This is a genomic window from Mesorhizobium sp. M2A.F.Ca.ET.037.01.1.1 (genome assembly GCF_003998075.1).
Classification (GTDB): domain Bacteria; phylum Pseudomonadota; class Alphaproteobacteria; order Rhizobiales; family Rhizobiaceae; genus Mesorhizobium.
In genome coordinates, this window is the sequence record NZ_RZSA01001665.1 from 1 (window position 1) to 643 (window position 643).

At 63.1% G+C, this 643-nt stretch carries 1 protein-coding gene and 1 pseudogene; one reads left to right on the top strand and one right to left on the bottom strand.

Going from position 1 to position 643, the window contains the following annotated elements; all coding sequences use genetic code 11:
• Positions 1-322, bottom strand: a 322-nt coding sequence (locus EOA27_RS39090) for a DUF1304 domain-containing protein (RefSeq protein WP_145970937.1), incomplete at its 3' end; no start/stop codon positions are given.
• A gap of 147 nt (positions 323-469) precedes the next feature.
• Here EOA27_RS39090 and EOA27_RS39095 point away from each other — a divergent pair.
• Positions 470-643, top strand: a pseudogene (locus tag EOA27_RS39095) (carboxypeptidase M32); the annotation flags it as partial.

Genomic DNA, 643 nt, shown 5'->3' on the forward strand with positions numbered 1-643 from the left:
GCACTGCCGGAACCGTCTGAACAAAGAGAATCTTGCGGCCGACAGTTGCCGCGCCGTAGAGGCCGGCTGTCGCGACGCAGAGCAGGAAGAACATCTTGACCTGAAAGCCTGCGGCGCCGAGATAGAGTCCCCAGAACAGCCCAGCAGCCAGGAAGCCGTTATAGAGCCCCTGGTTGGCGGCAAGCACCTTCGAGGCGCTGGCGAATTCCGGCGTCAGTCCGAACGCCTTGCGGCCGCGCGGCGTGTCCCAAAGCACCATCTCCCGATAGACGATGTAGCAATGGATCAGCGCCACCAGCCCGACCAGGATATCGCCGATCATCGTCCTCTCCAGCGGTTTGTTCCCGGCATTGATCACGCAGCCGCCCCACAAGGCAAGACCACTGATTCCATCCCGGCCGATCAGGGTTGCCAAGCGCGGTGCGTTGGTATCTTTTCGCGCCAGCCACATTGAAGCTGGGTATCCATCATGTCCTTCCAGAAACTCGACGACCTCGGTCACAAGCTCGAAGCGCTCGAGCATGCTTTGGCCATCCTCGGCGCCGACGAGGCGACGCATATGGCGGTTGGCGGCGGCGAGAAACGCGCCGAGGCGATGTCCTCGCTGGCCGGCATGCTGCATCGCCAGGCGACCGCGCCGGAG